17 protein-coding genes are annotated in these 20,805 nt (G+C 46.6%); 7 read left to right on the forward strand and 10 right to left on the reverse strand.

Features of this window, described 5'->3' with window-relative positions:
• Positions 1–250: 250 nt before the first annotated feature.
• The 7 genes from QUA62_RS13110 to pilM all read right to left on the reverse strand — a co-directional run bounded on the left by QUA62_RS13110 (position 251) and on the right by pilM (position 10,126).
• The gene (locus QUA62_RS13110) at positions 251–1,729 is read right to left on the reverse strand and encodes an NAD(P)/FAD-dependent oxidoreductase (protein ID WP_333404488.1); all 1,479 of its coding nucleotides are present in this window, start codon (positions 1,727–1,729) and stop codon (positions 251–253) included.
• 193 nt (positions 1,730–1,922) lie between these two features.
• On the reverse strand, positions 1,923–3,074 hold the full coding sequence (gene cobD, locus QUA62_RS13115) for a threonine-phosphate decarboxylase CobD (RefSeq protein ID WP_333404490.1): 1,152 nt from the start codon (positions 3,072–3,074) through the stop codon (positions 1,923–1,925).
• Between the two features lie 15 nt (positions 3,075–3,089).
• On the reverse strand, positions 3,090–3,398 hold the full coding sequence (locus tag QUA62_RS13120; RefSeq protein WP_278187376.1) for an HU family DNA-binding protein: 309 nt from the start codon (positions 3,396–3,398) through the stop codon (positions 3,090–3,092).
• A gap of 662 nt (positions 3,399–4,060) precedes the next feature.
• Positions 4,061–6,448 (reverse strand): AMIN domain-containing protein, encoded by a 2,388-nt coding sequence (locus tag QUA62_RS13125; protein ID WP_333404492.1) that lies wholly within the window; start codon positions 6,446–6,448, stop codon positions 4,061–4,063.
• Positions 6,449–6,922: 474 nt separating this feature from the next.
• Positions 6,923–7,723 (reverse strand): pilus assembly protein PilO, encoded by an 801-nt coding sequence (locus QUA62_RS13130; RefSeq protein ID WP_333404494.1) that lies wholly within the window; start codon positions 7,721–7,723, stop codon positions 6,923–6,925.
• Positions 7,720–8,625: a PilN domain-containing protein gene (locus tag QUA62_RS13135; RefSeq protein ID WP_333404496.1), complete on the reverse strand. Its 906-nt coding sequence runs from the start codon at positions 8,623–8,625 to the stop codon at positions 7,720–7,722. Before QUA62_RS13135 ends, QUA62_RS13130 begins: the two co-directional genes overlap by 4 nt.
• Before the next feature lie 406 nt (positions 8,626–9,031).
• Positions 9,032–10,126, reverse strand: a complete 1,095-nt coding sequence (pilM, locus tag QUA62_RS13140) for a type IV pilus assembly protein PilM (RefSeq protein ID WP_333404498.1) — start codon at positions 10,124–10,126, stop codon at positions 9,032–9,034.
• A 172-nt stretch (positions 10,127–10,298) separates the two neighbouring features.
• On the opposite strand from pilM, the gene QUA62_RS13145 reads away from it, so the two are divergent.
• From QUA62_RS13145 to QUA62_RS13155, 3 genes are all read left to right on the forward strand, one after another.
• Positions 10,299–10,565, forward strand: a complete 267-nt coding sequence (locus QUA62_RS13145) for a hypothetical protein (protein WP_333404500.1) — start codon at positions 10,299–10,301, stop codon at positions 10,563–10,565.
• Positions 10,555–11,838: a sugar ABC transporter substrate-binding protein gene (locus QUA62_RS13150; protein WP_333404502.1), complete on the forward strand. Its 1,284-nt coding sequence runs from the start codon at positions 10,555–10,557 to the stop codon at positions 11,836–11,838. The genes QUA62_RS13145 and QUA62_RS13150 overlap by 11 nt, the downstream gene beginning before the upstream one ends.
• 395 nt (positions 11,839–12,233) lie before the next feature.
• Complete coding sequence (locus QUA62_RS13155) at positions 12,234–12,809, forward strand: Uma2 family endonuclease (protein WP_333376835.1); 576 nt, start codon at positions 12,234–12,236, stop codon at positions 12,807–12,809.
• Between the two features lie 5 nt (positions 12,810–12,814).
• Here QUA62_RS13155 and QUA62_RS13160 read toward each other — a convergent pair whose 3' ends face one another.
• Positions 12,815–14,077: a folylpolyglutamate synthase/dihydrofolate synthase family protein gene (locus QUA62_RS13160; protein ID WP_333404504.1), complete on the reverse strand. Its 1,263-nt coding sequence runs from the start codon at positions 14,075–14,077 to the stop codon at positions 12,815–12,817.
• A 58-nt stretch (positions 14,078–14,135) separates the two neighbouring features.
• On the opposite strand from QUA62_RS13160, the gene QUA62_RS13165 reads away from it, so the two are divergent.
• Together QUA62_RS13165 and QUA62_RS13170 are read left to right on the forward strand one after the other, a co-directional pair.
• A complete protein-coding gene (locus QUA62_RS13165) occupies positions 14,136–15,002 on the forward strand; it encodes an NgoPII family restriction endonuclease (protein ID WP_333404506.1) in 867 nt (288 codons plus the stop codon).
• Between the two features lie 19 nt (positions 15,003–15,021).
• Complete coding sequence (locus QUA62_RS13170; RefSeq protein ID WP_333404508.1) at positions 15,022–16,266, forward strand: DNA cytosine methyltransferase; 1,245 nt, start codon at positions 15,022–15,024, stop codon at positions 16,264–16,266.
• 29 nt (positions 16,267–16,295) lie between these two features.
• Here the strand turns inward: QUA62_RS13170 and QUA62_RS13175 are convergent, their stop codons facing one another.
• Together QUA62_RS13175 and rsmI are read right to left on the reverse strand one after the other, a co-directional pair.
• Positions 16,296–17,513 (reverse strand): glycosyltransferase, encoded by a 1,218-nt coding sequence (locus tag QUA62_RS13175; protein ID WP_333404510.1) that lies wholly within the window; start codon positions 17,511–17,513, stop codon positions 16,296–16,298.
• A gap of 130 nt (positions 17,514–17,643) precedes the next feature.
• Positions 17,644–18,495, reverse strand: coding sequence for a 16S rRNA (cytidine(1402)-2'-O)-methyltransferase (gene rsmI / locus QUA62_RS13180; RefSeq protein ID WP_333404512.1), 852 nt, complete (start codon positions 18,493–18,495; stop codon positions 17,644–17,646).
• 84 nt (positions 18,496–18,579) lie between these two features.
• On the opposite strand from rsmI, the gene QUA62_RS13185 reads away from it, so the two are divergent.
• Together QUA62_RS13185 and QUA62_RS13190 are read left to right on the forward strand one after the other, a co-directional pair.
• Positions 18,580–19,437 carry a PfkB family carbohydrate kinase gene (locus QUA62_RS13185; RefSeq protein ID WP_333404514.1) on the forward strand — a complete coding sequence of 286 codons (858 nt, stop codon included), beginning with the start codon at positions 18,580–18,582 and terminating at the stop codon, positions 19,435–19,437.
• A gap of 232 nt (positions 19,438–19,669) precedes the next feature.
• On the forward strand, positions 19,670–20,794 hold the full coding sequence (locus QUA62_RS13190) for a cupin-like domain-containing protein (RefSeq protein ID WP_333404516.1): 1,125 nt from the start codon (positions 19,670–19,672) through the stop codon (positions 20,792–20,794).
• Positions 20,795–20,805: the final 11 nt, after the last annotated feature.

Consider the following 20,805-nt stretch of genomic DNA (forward strand, 5'->3'; position numbering starts at 1 on the left):
CTTCATCCTTCTTCTCGATCTCTGTACAACAGACATCCTACTTGTTCTGGAAAACGGTAAAGTTGATGCTCGATCGAACCATTAGTTTGTAGTGAGGACTTCAGTTTTTTTCTGGCTTTAAGTTAATAAGGACTAAAGTCCTTACTACCAACCATCATGACTCACTTGAAACTGGGTTTTTTACTAAAATACTTCTATTTATTCCAATTACCAATTACCAATTCCCAATTCCCAATTCCCCAACTCAAAACTATCTCTTCCAATACCTGCGCCAGTGAAACAAATTCTCCCACAAATTCTGCATAAAAGTATTGCTGCCCAAGCGCTGCGACTCCCAAGCAGCAGCAGTTTGACCGTTAATTGCCGAAAAACTCGACCAAATATAAGGAAGTTCGGCGATCGCCTCAACTTTCATCCCGTGACGCACAGCCAAGGCGATCGCGTGAATCAACTCAGCAGCTTGTGGCCCCACAATACTCGCTCCCAAAATCTCCCCGTTGCGATGCCCGACAATCTTACAAAAACCAGTTGTATCGCCGGACATTTGAGCTCTTTCAACATTCTTGAAATATTCCCGACCAATAATGAGATCGTCTCCAAAACGGCGCCTTGCTTGCGCTTCAGTCAAGCCAACCCTCGCCAATTGCGGATCAGAAAAAATCGCCCAAGGAATCCCGCGATAATCAATTTGAAACATCGGCAAAAACAAAGCATTTTTCACAGCAACCGCAGCTTCGCAATTAGCGATGTGAGGGAACGGATAACCCCCAGCAAGATCGCCGATCGCGTAAATGCGGCGATTAGTTGTTTGCAGCTTTTCATTTAAAATCACCCCCCGATCGCTGAATTTAACCCCAGCGGCTTCGAGATTTAACCATGCAAAATGATGCTGGCGGCCCGTGGCCAGAAAAATCTCCTCAGCTTCGATCGCCCTTGGCCCAGCTTGAATCCACTTTTTACCCTCAATCACCCTCGCTTGAGTCACCTCAGTAGCAGTCAGAATTCGCACTCCTTCAGCTTCCATTGCAGCTTGAACCAACCCAGCAGCCTCCCGGTCTTCTTTAGCCAAAATGTGCGAACTTTTCACCACCAAAGTGACAGCAACCCCCAGCCGAGCAAAAGTCTGAGCCACTTCGACACCGCTGGGATCGGCGCCGATTACAGCTAAACTTTTAGGCAACTGTGGAAGTTTTGCTAATTCCCCGACAGTTTCCGAAGTAAAAAAGCCAGCAGATGAAAGTCCTTCAATATTGGGAATCGTGGGCAGAGTTGGACAAGCCAGCAAATAACAGAGCGATCGCAATTTCCTACCGCCCGCGACAAAAGCTAAATCCGGTTTCGCCACAAACTCGCCGCTGCCAAAAATAACATCGACCCCGCGAGCAGCCAAAACGCCGAGATCATCAATTTCTGACAAATTAGAAACAACACCCTCGGCCCACTTTAGAACCCCGTCAAACCCCAATTTGATCGGCATAGAGGAATTAGCGACTTCCCAGCGAACCCCCAACTGCTGGCGGGTTATCTGCTGGGCAAAACGAGCAGCCTCCCTCAAAGTTTGGCTGTATCTCAAACCAAGGTCGATCGACTCTTTACCCCTTGTCGGCAAATCTTGCGAATTACTTAGCGGTTCCACCAAAGCAACGCGAGCCGGGAAATTAGTTGCAGTCAAAGCAGCATAACGTCCGGCCGGAGTTCCACCAATAATCACTAAATCATAGTCAAGCATAAATAAAAAAGTCAGTAGTCATTAGTCATTAGTTTAGGACGATCCGCGCGCCCGGCCAGAAACCCGGTTTCTTCCTAGATACTTCGCTGCAAAACCCAATATTTATCAGAGAAACCGGGTTTCTTGGGGATGTCCGCTCAAACGACCAATAAAATCGGTTTGTCAACTTTTATTGGTTGTTAACAGTCAACAGTCAACTGACAACCCTCAACTGACGAATAACTTCGGAAAGTCCAGCAATTAGCTGCAGATTGTCCGCCCTTGAGCGCACAGCCACCCGAAAAAATCGATCGCCCAACTCAGGAAAACTTAAACAATCCCGAATCAAAATCCGGTGTCGTTCCAACAGACTTTTTTGAATAGAAGAAACCGACATCGACGACTCAACCAATAAGAAATTAGCCGCCCCTGCAAAAGGCTGCAAACCCGGTAAATTAGCCAAACCCTCAAATAGCTCTCGGCGAGCAACAGGCAGCCAATCCCAAGTTTGCCGCTCAAACACAGTATCTCGCACCACAGCAGCAGCAGCAGCAGCAGCCAAAGCATTCACAGGCCAAGGATCGCGCTGCAACTGCCACCGGCGCAGAATATCGGGATGGGCGATCGCACAGCCCAAGCGCAGTCCCGGCAGAGAATAGAATTTAGTGAGCGATCGTAAAATCACCAAATTCGGAAACTCCTCAACAGCATCGATCAAAGTTTCCTGCTCAGAAGGCGGTAGAAAGTCCATAAAGGCCTCATCCACCACCACCATACCTAACTGCTTCAAATAAGGCAAAATCGCCTTCCTACCAAACAGCAAACCCGTAGGATTGTGGGGGTTGTTCAGCAGCAAACCTCGTCGATGGGCATCGATAGCAAGAGGAACTGGGAGACAGAGAGAAGGGGAGACAAGGGAACGGTTAGAAACCGACAAATCATCCGTTACTAACCGGCTTCCAGCCTCCGCGTCCAACGATTGGAGTTCCAAAGGGCATTCCAGCACCTGCGCGCCGAAAGCCGAAAGAGCCCGCGAGTAATCGCCAAAAGCCGGAGTCACCACATAAGTCGCCTCCAGCTTCGACAAATCCCAAGCCGCCCAAGTCAACAATTCCGCCGAACCATTCCCCGGCAAAATCCAATCCCGGTCAACATTCAAAGCCTCACCCAAAGCAGTCCTGAGCTCCCCATAATCCGGATCGGGGTAAGCCGTCAGACTGCTCAAGTGTGCTTGAATCGCAGCCAGGGCCGACTCAGGAGGGCCCAAAGGACTGATACTCGCAGAAAAATCGAGAATAGCAGAGGCAGGGCAGCCTGCCAGTGCGGCTGCCCAAGCTAAATTCCCACCGTGTACAGGTCTAATCAAGACTCAGTTCGCCAGCTATTCCGCGTTTTTCGGGGGTGCAACTCTGTCCTTAAACAACTTCCCTGCGGAAAATGCAGGAACTCGGGTTGCTGGGATTTCCATCTTGTCGCCAGTTTTGGGATTGCGACCCTCGCGGGCTTTGCGTTCCCGCGACTCAAACGAGCCAAAACCGACCAGCGTCACTTTGTCGCCATCGGAGACAGCTTCCATGATTGCTTCAAGGGCGGCACTCAAAACAGCATCTGCCTGTTTTTTCGTCACGCTAGCCTTTTCCGCGACTGCATCAACCAATTCACCTTTGTTCATTGCGAACTCCTTCTGGATTTGCAAAATTACGTTAAACAGAGTTAGTTCAACTATTAGCCGTGAGTTATCAACTGGATTGAGGTGTGGCTTGGGAGGTTTGGGTGGTTCCCGATTGCTCCCGTCCGCTTCCCCGAATCACAACTCCTGCTGAATACCAATTACCCTAGGGTAATTGGTCAGAAAAGGAATTTTTGTTTCTAATTGCTGAAAACCCCACAGCATCTAATTTTCACTGCATTATTCTAAAGTCTTGCCGACCGTTATGGATCGGTGGAACCTTTAATTTATATGGATTTGGACAATTTTTTTAATTAATCCCAAAATTTAGGTAAAAAAATACCACCTTGGAGACAAGATTTCTCGCCTCGGTGGATTTCTGAGCAGAAAAAAAGGAGAAATAGAAGGAATAAAATGTAATTTGTCAAGGGCTAAAGGAAAACTTTTTTCCTTCTACCTTCTTTCTTTCTCCCATGGGGCAGGGCTGTTTCATTCTCCCGAAACCCGCCAGGGACTGAAGTCCCTGTCTCATAGCTGAAGTCGGTTAAAACCGACTCAAATACTAATTTTTAGTCTTCTTTTAGAGGACTTTAGCTTTGAGGCAGGGGTTTCAACCCCTGTCGGACTGTCGGACTCAGGGTAAAGAGCGTGGAAAGTTGACAGCAAGGAATTTTTCCTTCAGTCTACTGTCTCGGCTGGACTGGCTGACTGCGCTGCAACAGTTGGCGCGCGTCGGGACTGATGTTGTTTTGGTAGCCAAAGTTGGATCGATCGCTATCATCCAAAATCTGCGGTGTCAGCAATACAATCAACTCCGCCCGCTGGTTAGCCTTACTGGTTCTCCTGAACAGCGAACCGATAATCGGCAAATCTCCCAAAATCGGAATCTTGTTCGCTGTAACCCGTTCTTCATCGCGGATAATCCCCGAAACAATCAAAGTCTGACCGTCCCGCAGGCGAATTAGCCCCGATTGCAACGATCGCTCGCCCAGCAGCCTGATAGTATTGGTGTTCGCCCCTGTGGCCAGGTTTTGCTCGCCGCCAGGTGTCCTGATAATCGGGTTGACCCGCAGAGAGACAAAGCCATTATCGTCAATCCGGTCGATCGCCACCCCCAACTGCAAACCAGCCCTGTCTTTGACGGCCGTCACCGTTGTGGTACTTGTATTGCCGGTACTCTGGGTTTGGGACGTGATGTTAGTGATCACCTCATCAGTAATATTCACATTCGCCGTTTCTCCTTCTTGAACCACCAGAGTCGGATCGGTCAGGATTTTGGCATTCTGGCTCTGAATTGTTGCCTGCAACGCCGACAGGAATCTCCTCGGATACTGGAACAGCGGGAACAGGCCGAACTCTGCACTTCCTGAGGCGGTCGCCGAGCCGGGAGTGTAATCCGTAATTCCCACTCGCGTAGGGTCATTAGTAACTGGGGCTGTCGGCTGGAGGAACACACCTTTGGTGGGGGGGAGACCTGGACCTAGAGCTTGACCTGTAAACGGCACGGTACGCCGACCGTTCGCATCGTAGAAAACATCCGGGGTTCCTAGGGGGTTGCCGATGATCGGTCTAGCGATGGGATCTCCAAGGCCAGCGGGCGGATTGATGCCACCAAAATTGAGACTTGCCACCCCGCCGTCATTGACGAAGAAATTGTTATTAATTCCGAAAGAGAAGCTGCTGCTAGTTCTGTTGTCTCCCAACAAGTTGATATCGATCACCTTGACGTTGACAGCGACTTGACGGCGACGCAAATCTAGCTGTGTCAAGAAAGCCACAGCCATGTCAACTTTGCGCGGGTCTCCCACCAAAGTGATGGAATTGAGCCTCGCATCCGCCAGCACCGACAGTCCCCTCAGCAAGAGCGGCCCGGTGCCTTGGGTAGCGCCGATCGCCTTAATGTCCGGTTCCCTAATTTCCACATCCCGCGCCGCATTTCCCTGGCCCACGCTTTGAATAGTCACCCGAGTAATCGGCAGTTGACTTTCCGCGCCTTGAGCGCTCAAAAAGTTAGCTGCATCCGTAGAGCGAACTTGATTGAGCCGCAAAGTCCGAATGATAATATTGCGCGAGTCGATCGGCAAGCTAGTCCCTACAAAAATCGTCCGCCCTTGGCGGTTAGCTTGTAATCCGCTGAGCCGCAGCACGTAATTAAAGACATCTTGCACCGACTCATTTTCGATGTCCAAAGAAATCTTTGGCCCTTCATCTGAACCGATGGCTCCCGGCTGACCAGGCACTGCGGGCTGGCCCGGTTGACCAGGGGCCCCGCCACCTGTAAAAGCAATGTTCAAGCCCGCAGCGCGAGCCAGCAGAGCCAAAACGTCCCGGACTGGGGCATCCCGCAGCACCAAGCGGGGGATGCGTTCTCCCGAACTCAGTTCAATATTTCCCGCGCCGGGGGCGATGTTAGACACCGCGATATCTCCCAAGGGCGGCGCCACGGCCCGCGGTTGGAAAGGCGCAGCCTGATTTGTCTGGGATTGAATTTCGCTGGGGAGGGGCGGGCGATCGTTTCTGGTAACAGTAATTTCGGGATTGGGGAGCAGCACGCCTGGGTTTTGCGAGGTGCGGACTTGGGGAGCCGGCGGGGGAGCTGTTTGGCTCAGTGGCAGGCCTGGAGGCGGCGGAGGTGCTGTTTGGGCAGACTGTGCTGTACCACCCTGTCCGGCAACGCTGAGGACGATGCTTTGGCCTTGTCCCGGCACAATTTGTCCGTTGGGAACTCCGTTGGTGCCGGCTACCACAACGCGGATGCTGTTAGCCTCTACCTGGCTGATTTCTACTGAAGAAATTCCCGGAGCGGGGTTATCTTGACGGAAGCTGTTGCCTTGTGGCAAGCGGAGCTGGGTGTTAACAATTGTGGCTTGGTAAGTATTGCCGTTATTGATGGCGAAAACTTGCGGGCGATCGCCCTTTTCTGTCGCCAGCACAATATTTACCCCATTATTGCCTTGACTTACTTGCACTCCTGTGACTTGAGTCGGCGCTGCCAAGACGGGGGCTTGGGCGATCACAACTCCTGCAACGCTGCATAAGAGTCCTCCACTTAACCGTAGATGCTGTTTCACGTTCTCTCCTCCACTACACTTTGTTATTTGTTGTTCGCAGTCTTTTGTCGCTAGCTGCTAAACTGACTAAAATATTCTCGCTTCGAGCCTTTTTTAAGGAAGAAGTTATGCCCTTTTCGATTTTTTATTTTCGATTGGGAATAACTGATGACATCAGGGTTAGAAGCTATCCTACAGCAATCCTCGCATCATTTGTGAATTTCTTACTCCCTCCCCTTTGTAAGCGGAGGGTTGGGGTGGGGTAAAAAATTTACGACTCCTGCAAGGATTGCTATACAGTTCCATTACTTTTTGAAACGGGTATTAGAAGAAATTAGGTTTTAGAGCAAATTGTTGATTGCCATATAAAAATAATTTTGTGGCATTCATATTTTTTTGACTTCTACCTTCAATCATCCAATTTCAACCTTCTGCCTTCTCCCTTCTTGTGAAAGAGCGAGTTTGGAACAATAGCTAATATCCGCCCAACTACAGCTACTTAGCACCAGGACTTGGAGCCGGAGTTGGCGGTTTTTCTTCTTGCTTTAACGGTAGCAGCGCGTGCAAGTCAAAAGCCGTTTTAATTTTAGTTGGTGGCTGCTCCACAGGAACTATTTTCCCTTTCAAAAAATCAACTTCAATTGGCTGATTTGATGCTAGCAATTCAGATTTCAAATTCCTAACTACCAACAGCGACTGCATCAACTCTAAGTTACGCATAAAATTGCGGGTTTGAGCGAAAGTGCCTTCAAACTCTACCTTAAATTTTTTGCGTCTGAGCTTGCCAGCCAGGGACGGCCCGAAGGAGGTATCCGCCAGAATATCAGGGTCTGGAGCTCCGGGCGCGGCGGTTGCTGCTGCTGGGGGCCTATCCGGCTCAAATTTGGTAATTTTAGCCTTGAGGTCGTCTCCTTGCACCCCCGCGTTGATTCTATTAACCAGTTGGGTCATGTCAAGCAGCAGCGTGTTGGCGCTCGCATCGCTGGCAAACATTGCCGTCACGTTTGCCCGGCGCTGTTTTGCTTCTTCTTGCTTTGCTTCTGCTTCTGCCTTTTTTTGAATTAGAGATTCCAATTGCTGTTGCGTTTGCTTGATTTCGGCAATTTTTTGCTTAAGGTCGCTGCCTTTTTGGAATTCTGGCCATACGAATTGGTAGACGAGGCCGCCGGCAATGACGAGGCCGAGAACCGCGACGCCTATTGCTTGGACTTGGGGTGTCAGCTTAATGCCGAATATTTCCTGAGCCCCTGTCTCTTCGGCTTGTGCGCCGCTGGGAATAAACTGATTTGCTGTCATTGTTTTTTCACCTCTGGTTTTTGTGGTTCTAGCACTCCTTTTTCTTGAAGTGTTTCTATCCGTATTGCTAGCCCGTCTGCTTGCTTGCTGCGGAGCTCGGGGAGCAACTCGGAGGCCCCCGTCGGGCTGAGCGTCGTTTCAATTTTATATTCCACCACCGGTCGCAGTTTAGGAAGTTCTGGTGGTGCTGCGTTTTGGTTGCGTACTTGTAATTGTGCGGGGTTGTTCTTTAATGTGGCCGCTACCAGTTTGGTATCGGTGTTGAGGAAGAAAGGAGAGCGCTGGATTAGCAGCATAAAGTCGTTAACTTGGGCAAAGGTACTGGCTATCCCTGAAATTTGTACTTTTGCTGCCTGCTGCGGGACAACGGGGACGGGAGCTGCCGCCGGGGTGGGGCTAGCGGGGGACGGACTCGCCCCTGGGGACGGGCTGGCTGCGGGGGCGGCTGCGGGCGGAGGGGGTGCTGCTGCAACGGGGGAGGGACTGGGGTCGATTTGATCGATTTTGGCAATTTGCACTCCGGCGGGAGTGCGGGCACTCAGGTCTTGCAGCATCGCCGACCAAGGTTTAATTTGGTCGAATACTCCGGCTAATGCTTGGTATTCGGCGGTAACTTGTTGTGTTTCGGCGTTGATGGCTTTGATGGCGTTGGCTTGAGTGTTTAACTTTGCCACATCTTGCTCGATTTTTCCTTGTTCTGTGGTCAAGTCGGTATTTTTGTTATAGAACCACCACCAGGCGCCCATGACTGCGGCGTTGATGCCGAAGGCAAACAGCACCGCCCCATATATGGGCAGTTGGTCTTTGGCTCCACCGGAACTTTTTTTAGCGGAGCTTTTGGCTGCTGCAACGGGTTTGTAGTCCGGACGGTCGTTGAGAAAATTAATATCTAGGCTGTACATGGCTTCACTCGATTTTATAGCAGAAGGAAGAAGGTAGAAGGCACAAGGTAGAAGGCACGAGGTAGAAGGTAGAAGGTAGAAGGAAAAAGTGATCTAGCGCTTATGTTTCAGCAATTAAGAAGGTCCTAACAGTCTTGGCTGTTGCTATAGATTTAAATTTGAAATTTTAGATTTTAGACAGAACCCAAGATTGCTGGTACAAGTGAAGGATTTATTTAGGGAAGAAAGAAACAACTTTCTGCCTTCTACTGAAGGAAGGGGCTGCTTCTACCTCAGATATATTCTACCTTTTACCTTCTACCTTCTACCTCCCATATTCTACCTTCTGCTTTCTGCCTTCTTCTTTTGGAAGGGGTTTTCACCTAAAATTCTCAAATCGGTTTTTCTCTCATCTAAAACTGTTAGGTCACATAACCTCCCTTAGTCCTAAACCTAGGGCAACTCCTAAACCTGCTCGCTGTTCAGGGGTAATTTCTTGGCCGATTTCGAGTCCTAGGGTTTCGATGGGATCGACTTGAGATGCGGGCAAGCTTAATCTTTGCATAAAAAATTCGTCTAGTTTGCCGATCGCAGCTCCCGGGCCTGCTAGCAGCAGTTGCGCTACTTCGAGTTCTTCGCTCTGGTTGAGGTAAAAGTCTACTGAGCGGCGCAGTTCGTCTGCTAGTTCTCCCAATACTTTTATCATCGCATTTGTGCCGGGATTGGCGTCTCCCGATGCCCCCATTGTATCTGTGACTGGCAGGGTCATGCCTTGCAGTTCGCTGGTGTCTCTGGTTGGCGGCAGGTTCATGGCTTGGTTGAGGGCGGTCTGGATTTGGTAGGTGCCGATCGGGATGGTACGGTTGAACTGAGGTATACCGTCCACTACTATAGCTAACTCGGTACTGTCAAATTCTATGGCGGTCAGGACGGCGGCTTCTTGGGAGGAAAATTGTTGCAGTTGGTCTTTGAGGGTGCGGATCAGGGCAAAGCTGGTTACTTCTAGTACGTCTATAATCAGTCCGGCTTCTTTGAAGGTTTCGATGTATGTGTCGGTAACTTCTCTGCGGGTGGCTACTAACACAACTTGCACTTTTTCTACTCCGTCGTCATCTACAAATAGGCCTATTTTTTGATAGTCTACGTCGGCGTCTTCTCTGGGAAACGGCAAGTACAGTCCTGCTTCTGCATTCATGTAATCCCGCAGTTCTTCTTCGTTGAGCTCTGCGGGAACTGGGATGAGGCGGATGACGGCTTCGCGGCCGGGAATGGCTGTGGCTACTCGCTTGGCTTTGATTTTGTTTTCGGCGAGGACGGCGCGTATGAGTTCTGCCATTCCCGGCGGATCGACTATTTGTCCTTCTTGTACTATGTCTTCGGGAACTTCTATTGAGGCTAGGGTGGCTAATTTTAATGTCTGAGCTTTCTTTTCGAGCTGAATGATGTTGATGCGGTCTGGGGCTATTTCGATCCCGATTCCTGGCTGGCGTTGGGAAAGTAGACCTTTGAAAAAGTTAACCATGTGATTGGGTCGCCGGTAATTGCTATTTTTTTCTTTTGTAGTTGGCCAGCCTGATTAAGCGCGCCCGGTGTTGGAGGGTTGGTTTCCAACTGCCGAAAGAGTGCTGTAATCTCGGTATCCCGCCGTAGCTACGCCGCTCTGTCTGTGTTGCGCGATCGCTAGTTCCGATTTTATGCTATCCAATTTACTTGACAATAGCTATTCTGCTGCGAATGTCAATAAATTCCAGCTCGATCGACCGAAAACCTGCCGATTCTGCACAAAAACAGACTATCTCGCTCCTGGGCCCAGGTACAAAACTCTGTTACTGACTCGATCGCGCTTGATTCGGGCGATTCCCTACCCTTCGGGAACCCCTGCGGGGAACGGGATAGCTTCGCTTCACGCTTTTTTGTCTGACGGTTCCCATAACTCTCAAATTTTATTCTATGAAACGTAAATCTTGGCAACTGTTTGCTGTTTTTGGACTGGTGGGGCTGCTGCTGGCTGCGGTGGTGAGTTGCGGCAAGCCTGCTGTTAATTCCCAGGCAAATAATACGCCGGAAATAGAGTTCTGGACTATGCAGCTTCAACCTCAGTTTACTGAGTATTTCAACAAGACGATCGCCGGTTTTGAAGCGGAAAATCCGGGGGTGAAGGTGCGCTGGGTGGACGTTCCTTGGTCGGCGATGGAAAGCAAGATTTTGGGGGCGGTTTCGGCGAAAACTGCGCCGGATGTGGTGAACCTAAATCCCGATTTTGCTTCGCTGTTGGCGGGACGCAATGCTTGGCTGGATTTGGATTCTCGGATTCCGCAGCAAGTTCGATCGACCTATCTGCCAAATATCTGGAAAGCTGGCGTACTCGACGGCAAGAGTTTTGGCATTCCTTGGTATCTCACGACTGGGGTAACTATTTACAATACGGAGTTGTTGAAGAAGGCTGGAATTGCTAAGCCTCCGGCTACTTATGCCGAGTTGGCAACTGTTGCCAAGCAGGTGAAGGAAAAGACTGGTAAGTTTGCTTTTTTTGTGACTTTTGTGCCGGAAGATTCGGCGGAAGTTTTGCAATCTTTCGTGCAGATGGGTGTGCCTTTGGTTGACGCTAAAGGCAAGGCGGCTTTTAATACTGCTAAGGGCAAAGCTGTTTTTCAGTATTGGGTGGATTTGTACAAGAACGGACTTTTGCCGCAGGATGTTTTGGTGCAGGGACATCGCAGGGCGATCGAGCTTTATCAAGCTGGGGAAACTACTTTGTTAGCTTCGGGGCCTCAGTTTTTGAAGGCGATTGCTGAGAATGCTCCGAGTATTGGTGCTGTTTCGGCTGCTGCGCCTCAAATTACGGGGGACACCGGCAAGAAGACTGTGGCGGTGATGAATTTGGTTGTGCCCCGCGACAGCAAGCGCCCTGATGATGCTGTCAAGTTTGCTTTGTACGTGACTAATTCTCAAAATCAGTTGGCTTTTGCTAAGGCTGCTAATGTTTTGCCTTCTACGGTTGAGGCTTTGCAGGACGATTATTTTAAGAACGTTCCGACTGATGCTACTGCTGCCGATCGAGCTCGGGTTGTTAGTGCTTCTGGGTTGAGTTCCGCCGAGCTATTGATTCCGCCTCTCAAGGATGTTAAAAAGTTGCAAAAGGCGATTTATGACAATTTGCAGGCGGCGATGTTGGATGAGAAGTCGGTAGACCAAGCTGTTGCTGATGCGGCTAAGGCTTGGGATCAAAGGTAGTTTTTAATTGAAGCTGGGGCGGGGTTTTTTTTGAGATCGCCCCTTGCTTTTTTATGCCACTTGAGGTATTATTAAATAATGGAAATCTGTGCCACCATATATAATAAGTATATATAAGCTTTTAAGTGATTATCGAATGATGAAATTACCGCCTCTTCACAAGGCGGAGTCGGAGGAGAACTCTGGATAAGTCAATCTCGACTATTTTAGACGTAAATGTTTGTTGATAAAAACGATCGCTCATCCCAGAAACCGGGTTTATTTATCCCGTGCGAGCGCCTTTCTAAATTCAGCTTGATTGATGATTTGTAGGAATCTAGCCTGAATTCCTCAAATATTCAGAAATTTGACTCGTGTTAAAATCCAAGCTCTGATCGGAATAGGAGAAAATTTTTATGCCAGCGATGACACTCAAAGATTTAAACCAAGTTCAAACCCTTTTTTCCGAAGCGGGTTTAGATTACCAAATTGAACTAGAAGACGGGAGACTTTCAATTGTGGGGCCATCAGACATCGTATCCAGTGAAATCAGCAGTATTTTGATTCGCTTGCTGGGTAACTGGGTTTATCCCCGTCGCTTGGGGAGAGTCTTTGACTCCGCAGGCGGTTTCATCATGCCGGATACGAATGTCAAAGCACCGGATGTTTCTTTTGTGCGCGCCGCCCGCTTGCGCCAAAGTCCGCGTTATTTTGGAGAACTTGTCCCCGATTTGGTGGTTGAGATTAAATCTCAGAGCGATCGCATCAAGCCTATAGAAACCAAGGTTTTGAAGTTTATAGAGCTGGGTGCGATCGTCGGAATTCTGATCGATCCTGATGAAGAAACAGTGACTATTTATCGCTCTACAGGTGAACCGACTGTTTTAGGAAATGGCGATATCTTAACAGTAGCAGAACTTTTTCCCGGTTGGGAATTGCCCGTTTCGGAATTGTGGCCTCCTATCTTTACTGAGGAAGAAACACAATTCTGATGCGTTTAAGCTTGGGATTGTTGTTGTTGCAGAAAATAGCCGACGAGATAAAGAGAACCGCAAAGGATTGTTAGGTTGTCACCTGTAACAGCAGCATCTAAAGCTGTGGTTAAGTCGGGGAAGGCTTGACAGAGAGTTAATTCGGGGCAGATAATTTGAGCTAGGGCGGCTAATTCTGCGGGGGATGATGAGTTGTGATCGGGTACGGGTACTAGGTAAAGTCGATCGCCCTTTTTGAGTAATGCTTTCAAAATATCGTCGCAGTCTTTGGTAGCCAGAATCCCAATTACCCAGTTAATCGGTTGGGAACTGTTAAGATTATCGACATATTCACGCAGGGCGATCGCAGCAGCGGGGTTGTGCGCGCCGTCAATTAATATATTGCGGTTTTTCCAAGTTGTCTGCTGGAGTCTTCCGGGCCATTGGGTTTTGGCGATACCGTTTTCGATGGCGGTTTGGGAAATTTGCCATCCTTGGTTTTGAAGAGTTTGCAAAGTTGCGATCGCAATTGCTGAATTCATTAGTTGAATTTTTCCCAGCAGCGGCAATTGATATTTTATTTTCTCCGCATTTTGATTAAACTGATATTCTGCGAATCCTTGTCCTAAATCTATTGCTGGTTTTACCCAAGTTGCCGGACAGTCTAATTCTTGAATGCGTTTTTCTACTACTATTCTAGCTGATTCTGGCAATTCTCCGATAACTGCCGGACATTTTGCTTTGAGAATTCCCGCTTTTTCCCCAGCAATATCGGCGACGGTGGGGCCGAGTATTTGCCAGTGTTCGAGACTGATAGAAGTAATGACGCTAGCGAGAGGTGTTTCGCAAACGTTAGTCGCGTCTAATCTACCGCCCAATCCAGTTTCTATCACTGCAATGTCGGTTTTTTGTTCGGCGAAATACAGCCAAGCTGCTGCGGTGATTATTTCAAATTGGGTGGGAGTTTCGGTGTTGTTTTCGGTGGCGGCGACAACTCGTTCTAGACACTGTTGCAATTCTGTTGGGGAAATCGGTTTTTGGCTGATGCAAATTCTTTCTGTCCAATCGATTAGGTGCGGGGATGTGTAGCGCCCAACTCGATAGCCTGCTTCTGCTAGTACGGAAGAGAGATAAGCGCAAACGGAACCTTTGCCATTGGTGCCGGCAATGTGGATAATGGGTACTTGTTGGTGGGGGTTGTCTAGTTTTTGGAGAAGTTGGTGAATTCTTTCCAGCCCGAGATGGACACCGAAGTGTTGGTAAGATTGGAGGAGGGAACTTGCATTCATTGAGGATATCTGCTATGATTACCCCGGGTAAAATTGGGGTATATAATTTTTATAACAAATGACGAATATACTGCAAGCGATCGCTACAATTATTAATCATCCTATACCTGACTTACTAAGTTATTATAAAAGCCAAAGCAATAATAGAATTAATGCTCTGGGCGATGCCCTAGAGTATTTTGTCAAGGACGCTTTTGCCAATACTATAGATGAACCAGAACTCAGCAATAAACTTGAAAAGTACAGTGAACTCTTTTCTTGGAGTGGCAACCCGAATAATCCTCCTGATTTAATCATCAGAAATGGCGATGCCATAGAAGTCAAGAAAATACAAACTTCCAGCCTCCAGATTCCATTAAATAGTTCTTATCCCAAATCAAAATTGTTTTCTAACAATCCACAAATAGCCTCAGCTTGTCGTAAGTGTGAAACATGGACAGAGAAAGATATTGTGTATGCAATTGGAGCCACCCGTGCCGACAATACAAAACAAACTCTGAAAAGGCTATGGCTTATTTATGGTGACTGCTATGCTGCTAGTAAAGAATATTATGAACGGATTAGAGATCAAATAGCTACTGGGATTAATGCAATCCCCGATGTCGAATTTAGTAAAACAAGAGAATTAGGGAGAGTGAATAAAGTAGACCCATTAGGTATAACTTACTTAAGAATTAGAGGAATGTGGGGTATAAATAATCCTGCGATAGTTTTTGATTATATAAATACAGGATACGACCCCCAGACAAATTTTCAGATAATAGCCATAATGAAGGAAAGTAAATATTTATCTTTTCCAGTTGACAGCAGAACAATGATCGAATCCATATCACTTCCAGGATTTAATATTAATATTCAGCGGATTAAATGTCCCGATAATCCTGTAAACCTTATACCTGCTAAAATTATTACTTACAATATCTAACACTAAAGGTAAAAGCATTATGAATATCATATCTCTGTTTGCAGGCTGTGGCGGGTTGGATTTGGGTTTTCGACAAGCAGGATTTAATATTGTTTGGGCGAATGAGCACGATCGCTCTATTTGGGATACTTATGAATATAACCATCCTGGCACTCCACTAGACAAGAGAGATATTAGAAACATTAAATCTCAGGAAATACCCAACTGCATAGGGATAATAGGTGGACCACCTTGCCAAAGCTGGAGTGAGGCAGGCGCTCAAAGAGGTATTAATGACAGTCGGGGTCAGCTATTCTACGACTACATTAGAATTGTACAAGAAAAACAACCGTTGTTTTTTCTTGCTGAAAATGTGAGTGGCATATTAGCAGCAAAGCACAAACAGGCTTTCGCTAATATCTTATCGCAATTTAAAGATATAGGATATCAAATTGCCTACAAATTACTGAATGCTAAAGACTTTGAAGTTCCTCAAGATCGTGAAAGAGTAATCATCATTGGCTACCATGAAAAAATGAGTGCTTTTTTTGAGTTTCCCGAAGCGAGAAGTAAAAATTTAAGTCTTAGCGATGTTATCTCGGATTTGGCATCTATAGAACCCTTAAAAATTACATATAAGGAGGCGTCAAAAGACTCTGACCTTAAAATTCCCAACCATGAATATCTAGATACGGGATTTTCTAGTATGTATATGTCCAGAAATAGAGTCAGGAGTTGGTCCGAACCTTCTTTTACAATTCAGGCCAGTGGCAGGCACGCACCTCTTCACCCTCAATCTAGCAAAATGATTATCCTTGGCAAAGACAAACGCATTTTTGACCCCAATTCGCCTATGCCTTACCGCAGGCTTTCTGTGAGAGAATGTGCGAGAATACAGACGTTCCCGGATGACTTTATTTTGAAGTATAAAAATATTGTTGATGGGTACAAGATGGTTGGAAATGCCGTGCCTGTTAATTTAGCGCGGGTACTAGCAAGCAAAATACATGAAGATATTAAAGAATATCAAACATCTGGTTTTAGGAGAATCAAAAATCAAGCTGAATATCCGATTCAGTTAAGTTTATTAGGCTCTGAATGGGAAATCACGGCTGAGGAAAAGAAAAAACATTTTGCAAAAATAAATAATCAAAAATATCACACTTCTAGTTTTGGTAAGCATTCCAATGAAACTGAATGTCCACTCCAGTTAAATTTACTAGGCTCTGAATGGGAATTCACGTCTGACGTAGAAACTAAATGTCTGGCAAAAGCAAAATCTTAGGGTGCGTTGACTCAGGCTATTTTGATATGTTATTTGAATTTTGTTAACTCGCCTAAATTTTGCTGAATCGTATTTATCCCGCGAATATGAGACAAAGGAGAACCTCCGTATAAAAAGCTATTCAAACTAACTTGATAATTTTGTTGAACAGCTAAATCCAGCCACAAATTGTTAATCGCATCTCCGGGCTTGTAGTCGGGAATGTTGTGCTGATAGTAAGGAAAACTGTCTATACAAGTATTGAAAAAGTTCTTACGCCCGCAATGCTTTAAATACTGATATCGCGGTTTGAATTCTGTTTGATTTTCCAATACTGTATATATAGTATCTGCGAGAGATTCGGGGTCAAACTGGGCGTAAAGACCCGCACCTTCGGGGAAAACTGGCGAGTTGCCTCTGGCGTATTGATTGAATTCTTGGAAACAAATTACTGGTACGTTGCAACTCATGGCTTCCATGATGGATCGATTTTTTCCTTCGAGGAGAGAACCGAGTACAAATGCTTTTGCTCGCGAATAATAGACGGGCATTTCCCTGTAGTAGTCAACTCTCGGTAATAAGTTAATGTACTCGAAGGGATTGGTTAAAATTGTCTCGATTTGTCGCCATTCGTTTAAGGCATATTCGTCGAGAGTTTTTAGGTTGCTAGCATCAAAGTCATGTCCAGTGACCACTGTTAATTTAATCGGTTTTTGCGGGTATTTTTGGCGGTAAACTTTTAAGGCTTTGGCAATAATTGGCAAGTTCTTTTCTTCGGAAATTCGGGCGACGGCGAGTAAATCGATGTCTTTTTCAGGGACATTCTTGGGGGAAATCCAGTATTCGTTGATGAAGTCGCAGTCTTGTAAGGGTATAGTTGGTTTGTGCGCGCGATGGGGATAAGTTTCGCGAAACCATTTATCCCGCTGCGGGTTTTTGTACAAGCTGGAGTAAGCATCGGCTATCGGTGCCCAAGGATATCCAATCCAGGGGTTATAGGCAAAGGAATGAAAGACTGATGATAATCCGGGAAATAGTTTGTTGATGAGTTCGATTCCTTCGCTGAAGTAAATTCCTTTGATGAATTTTCCTTCGTACATCAATGGGGGAAGCAAAACGTAAAAACTGACGGTATCGAAGCGCTGGGGTTGATCCTCAAATATCTCCCAGCTAAAGGCGTCTAAGTCTGCATAAATTTCGGCGATTGGTTTGTTGATGTGGGGGTTGCGTAAATATGGTTTGTGTCGCTCGTAGTTGCCGCGTGCCATAGGTTTTTATAGTATGATTGTAGGTATTATTCCAAACTTCGCTTTTTTTTCTAAGTGCTGCCTCACGGTCAATAATTAATCCGTGTATGCGTGTCAAAATCGGTGTCGTGCATGGCTTCTATTATAATCATTAACTGTCGCCTATTGTGAGGGCGAGTTGGTAGATTTGGCGGCGGGGCAGAGATGTTTGTTGCGCTAGCTGGCGGCTGGCTTGGGAACGACTTATGCCTTCTGCAATTAATGTTTGCAATTCTGCTTTAATGGCGTCTTCGGAAAATATAGGGGCTGCTGTTTGGATGCCGGCAATTACGAGGGTAAATTCTCCCTGGGGTTCACGACTGGTGTAAAGCTCGATCGCACTTTCCATACTACCACGCCAAAACTCTTCGTGCATTTTAGTTAACTCTCTCGCCAGAACAATCTGTCTGTCGCTTCCCAAAGTATTTGCTAAATCTTGTAAAGTTTGCCGCAATCGGTGGGGAGATTCGTATAAGATTATAGTGCGGGATTCTATTTGCAAAGCTTCTAAACTTTGTTGTCGTTCTTGACCTTTCACGGGTAAGAAACCTTCAAATACAAATCTTTCTGTGGGTAATCCTGATGCAGTTAGGCCAACAATGCAGGCGGTCGGACCGGGAATCGGAATAATGTTAATATTAGCATCGGCGCAAGCTTTGACTAACTCGTATCCGGGGTCAGAAATTCCCGGCATCCCGGCATCGGTGACGAGGGCGATATCTTTGCCTAAATGCAGTTTGCCGATGAGTTCGGGAAGTCGCTGGTGTTGGTTGTGTTCGTGATAGCTGATTTGGGGCGTTTGGATTTGAAAGTGGTGCAAAAGTTTGCCGGTATGGCGGGTATCTTCGGCGGCGATGAAGTCTACTGTTTGCAAGATTCGGATGCCGCGAAATGTCATGTCTTCGAGGTTGCCGATCGGGGTTCCTACGATGTAAAGTGTTCCTGTATTGGGATTTGGCTGCATTTTGATATTTTGAAGTTTTTAACCGCAGATGCGACACGGGCGGGACGCCCATGCCACACGCCCATGCCACATATTTAAGAAGATATGAAAACCGGATTGTTTTTGGGATTGGCAACTTTAGATTTAGTTTATTTGGCCGAGAAGCCTCCGCGTGAAAATCAGAAAGTTGTTGCTTCTGATTGTACCATTGCTGCGGGCGGGCCCGCGGCTAATGCGGCGGTGACTTTTAGCTATTTGGGGAATGCGGCGATATGGGCTGGCGTTTTGGGCACTCACGCGATCGCCCAATTAATTCGTGCAGACTTAGCGGAGTATAATGTCAGGATAATTGATTTGGAGCCCGGGCGATCGCACTCGCCGCCAGTTTCCTCAATTATTGTAACTGAAGCAACGGGCGATCGATCGGTAATTTCCATCAATGCTACGAAATCGCAAGTTGACAGTCAAACAATTAACCAGGATTTTTTAACATCAGTTAATATTGTACTGCTTGACGGACATCAAATCGCAGCCAGCCAAGAAATTGCTCAACTTGCCAAGTCAAAAAACATTCCCATTGTCCTCGACGGCGGCAGTTGGAAACCCGGATCAGAGGAAATATTACCTTTTGTTGAGTGGGCGGTATGTTCCGAGAATTTTAATCCACCAGACTGCGACAATTCAGAACAAGTTTTTGCTTACCTCTCAGCAGCCGGAATTTCCCATGTTGCCATCACTCGCGGCGAAAAATCAATTTTATACCTCAGCAATGGCACTTACGGCACTATAGAAGTACCTCAAATTCAAGCCACCGACACTTTAGGCGCTGGCGACATCTTTCACGGGGCTTTCTGTCACTACATTTTGCAAAATAACTTTACCGATACTCTGGCCGCAGCGACTAAAATCGCTTCCCATTCCTGCAAAAACTTCGGAACCCGCGCCTGGATGAATAAGGGTTAATTTAAAATTAAAATTAACCAAACTATCCGGTTAAAACCGCTCAAAGCTAGAAAACTTGAACTGGCAACACTTGTTAAGTTAAAATCCTGACAGCAACCTCGACAAAATTTGTGAACTTCCCTCTTCTCTTTCTTCGCGCCCTTAGCGCCTTCGCGGTTCGTTAACAAAATTGCTATATTAGTAAGACAAGTTAAAGTCACACAAAACACTCCCAAAACAACATACCCGAATCATGGCTGACACCCAACCTCTAAGTATCACCCTTCCCCCTTTGCGGATTACCCTCACAGAACAACAGCAAGTTAACCTAGAATGGCTGACACAAAACTTGCCCAATCTCCTCACCCCAAGCAAACAAGAAGTCCCCGACAATATGAAACAGTGGGTGGCGGCTAACAAATTATTAAATAAACCCGACGAAGAAATCATTCAAGCGCTAATAAGTACCGGCATAGATGCGGAAACAGCCACCGCAGAAGTGAGAGAAATATCATCTCATCCCTACTTTCAAGCAGGTAGTCAGTACGTGCAGTTATTGCAAAAATTAGAATCGCATCTCAGGATTAGCAATCAATTAGCTGCATTGTCTTCCAAGTTTGGCACAATCGAACGCAAAAGCAGCCTTTCTAGAGAGTATTTTCTCGAAAATTACTACGCCAAAAATACTCCAGTAATTATTACCAATATTATGCACAACTGGAAAGCGTTGCAGTTGTGGACGCCGGAGTATTTGCAGCAAAAATATGGCGATGCAGAGGTACAAATTCAAGCTAACCGCAATTCCGACCCGAATTACGAAATTAAAATAGAAAATCACAAAAAAATTGTTTTGTTCCGCAAATATGTAGAAATGGTGGTCAAGGGCGGGCCTAGCAACGACTACTACATGGTTGCTAACAACCAAACTCTGGAAAGAGAGGAATTTAAACCCCTATTCGATGACATTGAAATCTTCCCAGAATACCTAAATCCAACGGACACAAAAGGCAGAGTTTTCTTTTGGTTCGGTCCGAAAGGCACGATTACACCGCTGCACCATGACCCAGTTAATTTAATTTTAGCTCAAGTGTCGGGTCGCAAACTAATTAAATTGATTTCTCCGCAACAAACACCTCTGCTTTATAATCACGTCGGAGTTTTCAGCAAGGTTGACGGCGAAAATCCCGATTATGACAACTACCCGCTTTACAGAGATGCGAAAATTATTGAAGTAATTTTGGAACCGGGAGAAGCTATCTTTATTCCGGTCGGTTGGTGGCATCATGTAAAATCATTGGAGGTTAGTATTTCGGTTTCGTTTACTAATTTTGTGTTTCCAAATTATTATGAATGGAAATATCCTCATATTAATTGGTAATTGCTAATGTA

The sequence above is a fragment of the Microcoleus sp. MON1_C1 genome (assembly GCF_036701945.1).
GTDB lineage: Bacteria > Cyanobacteriota > Cyanobacteriia > Cyanobacteriales > Microcoleaceae > Microcoleus.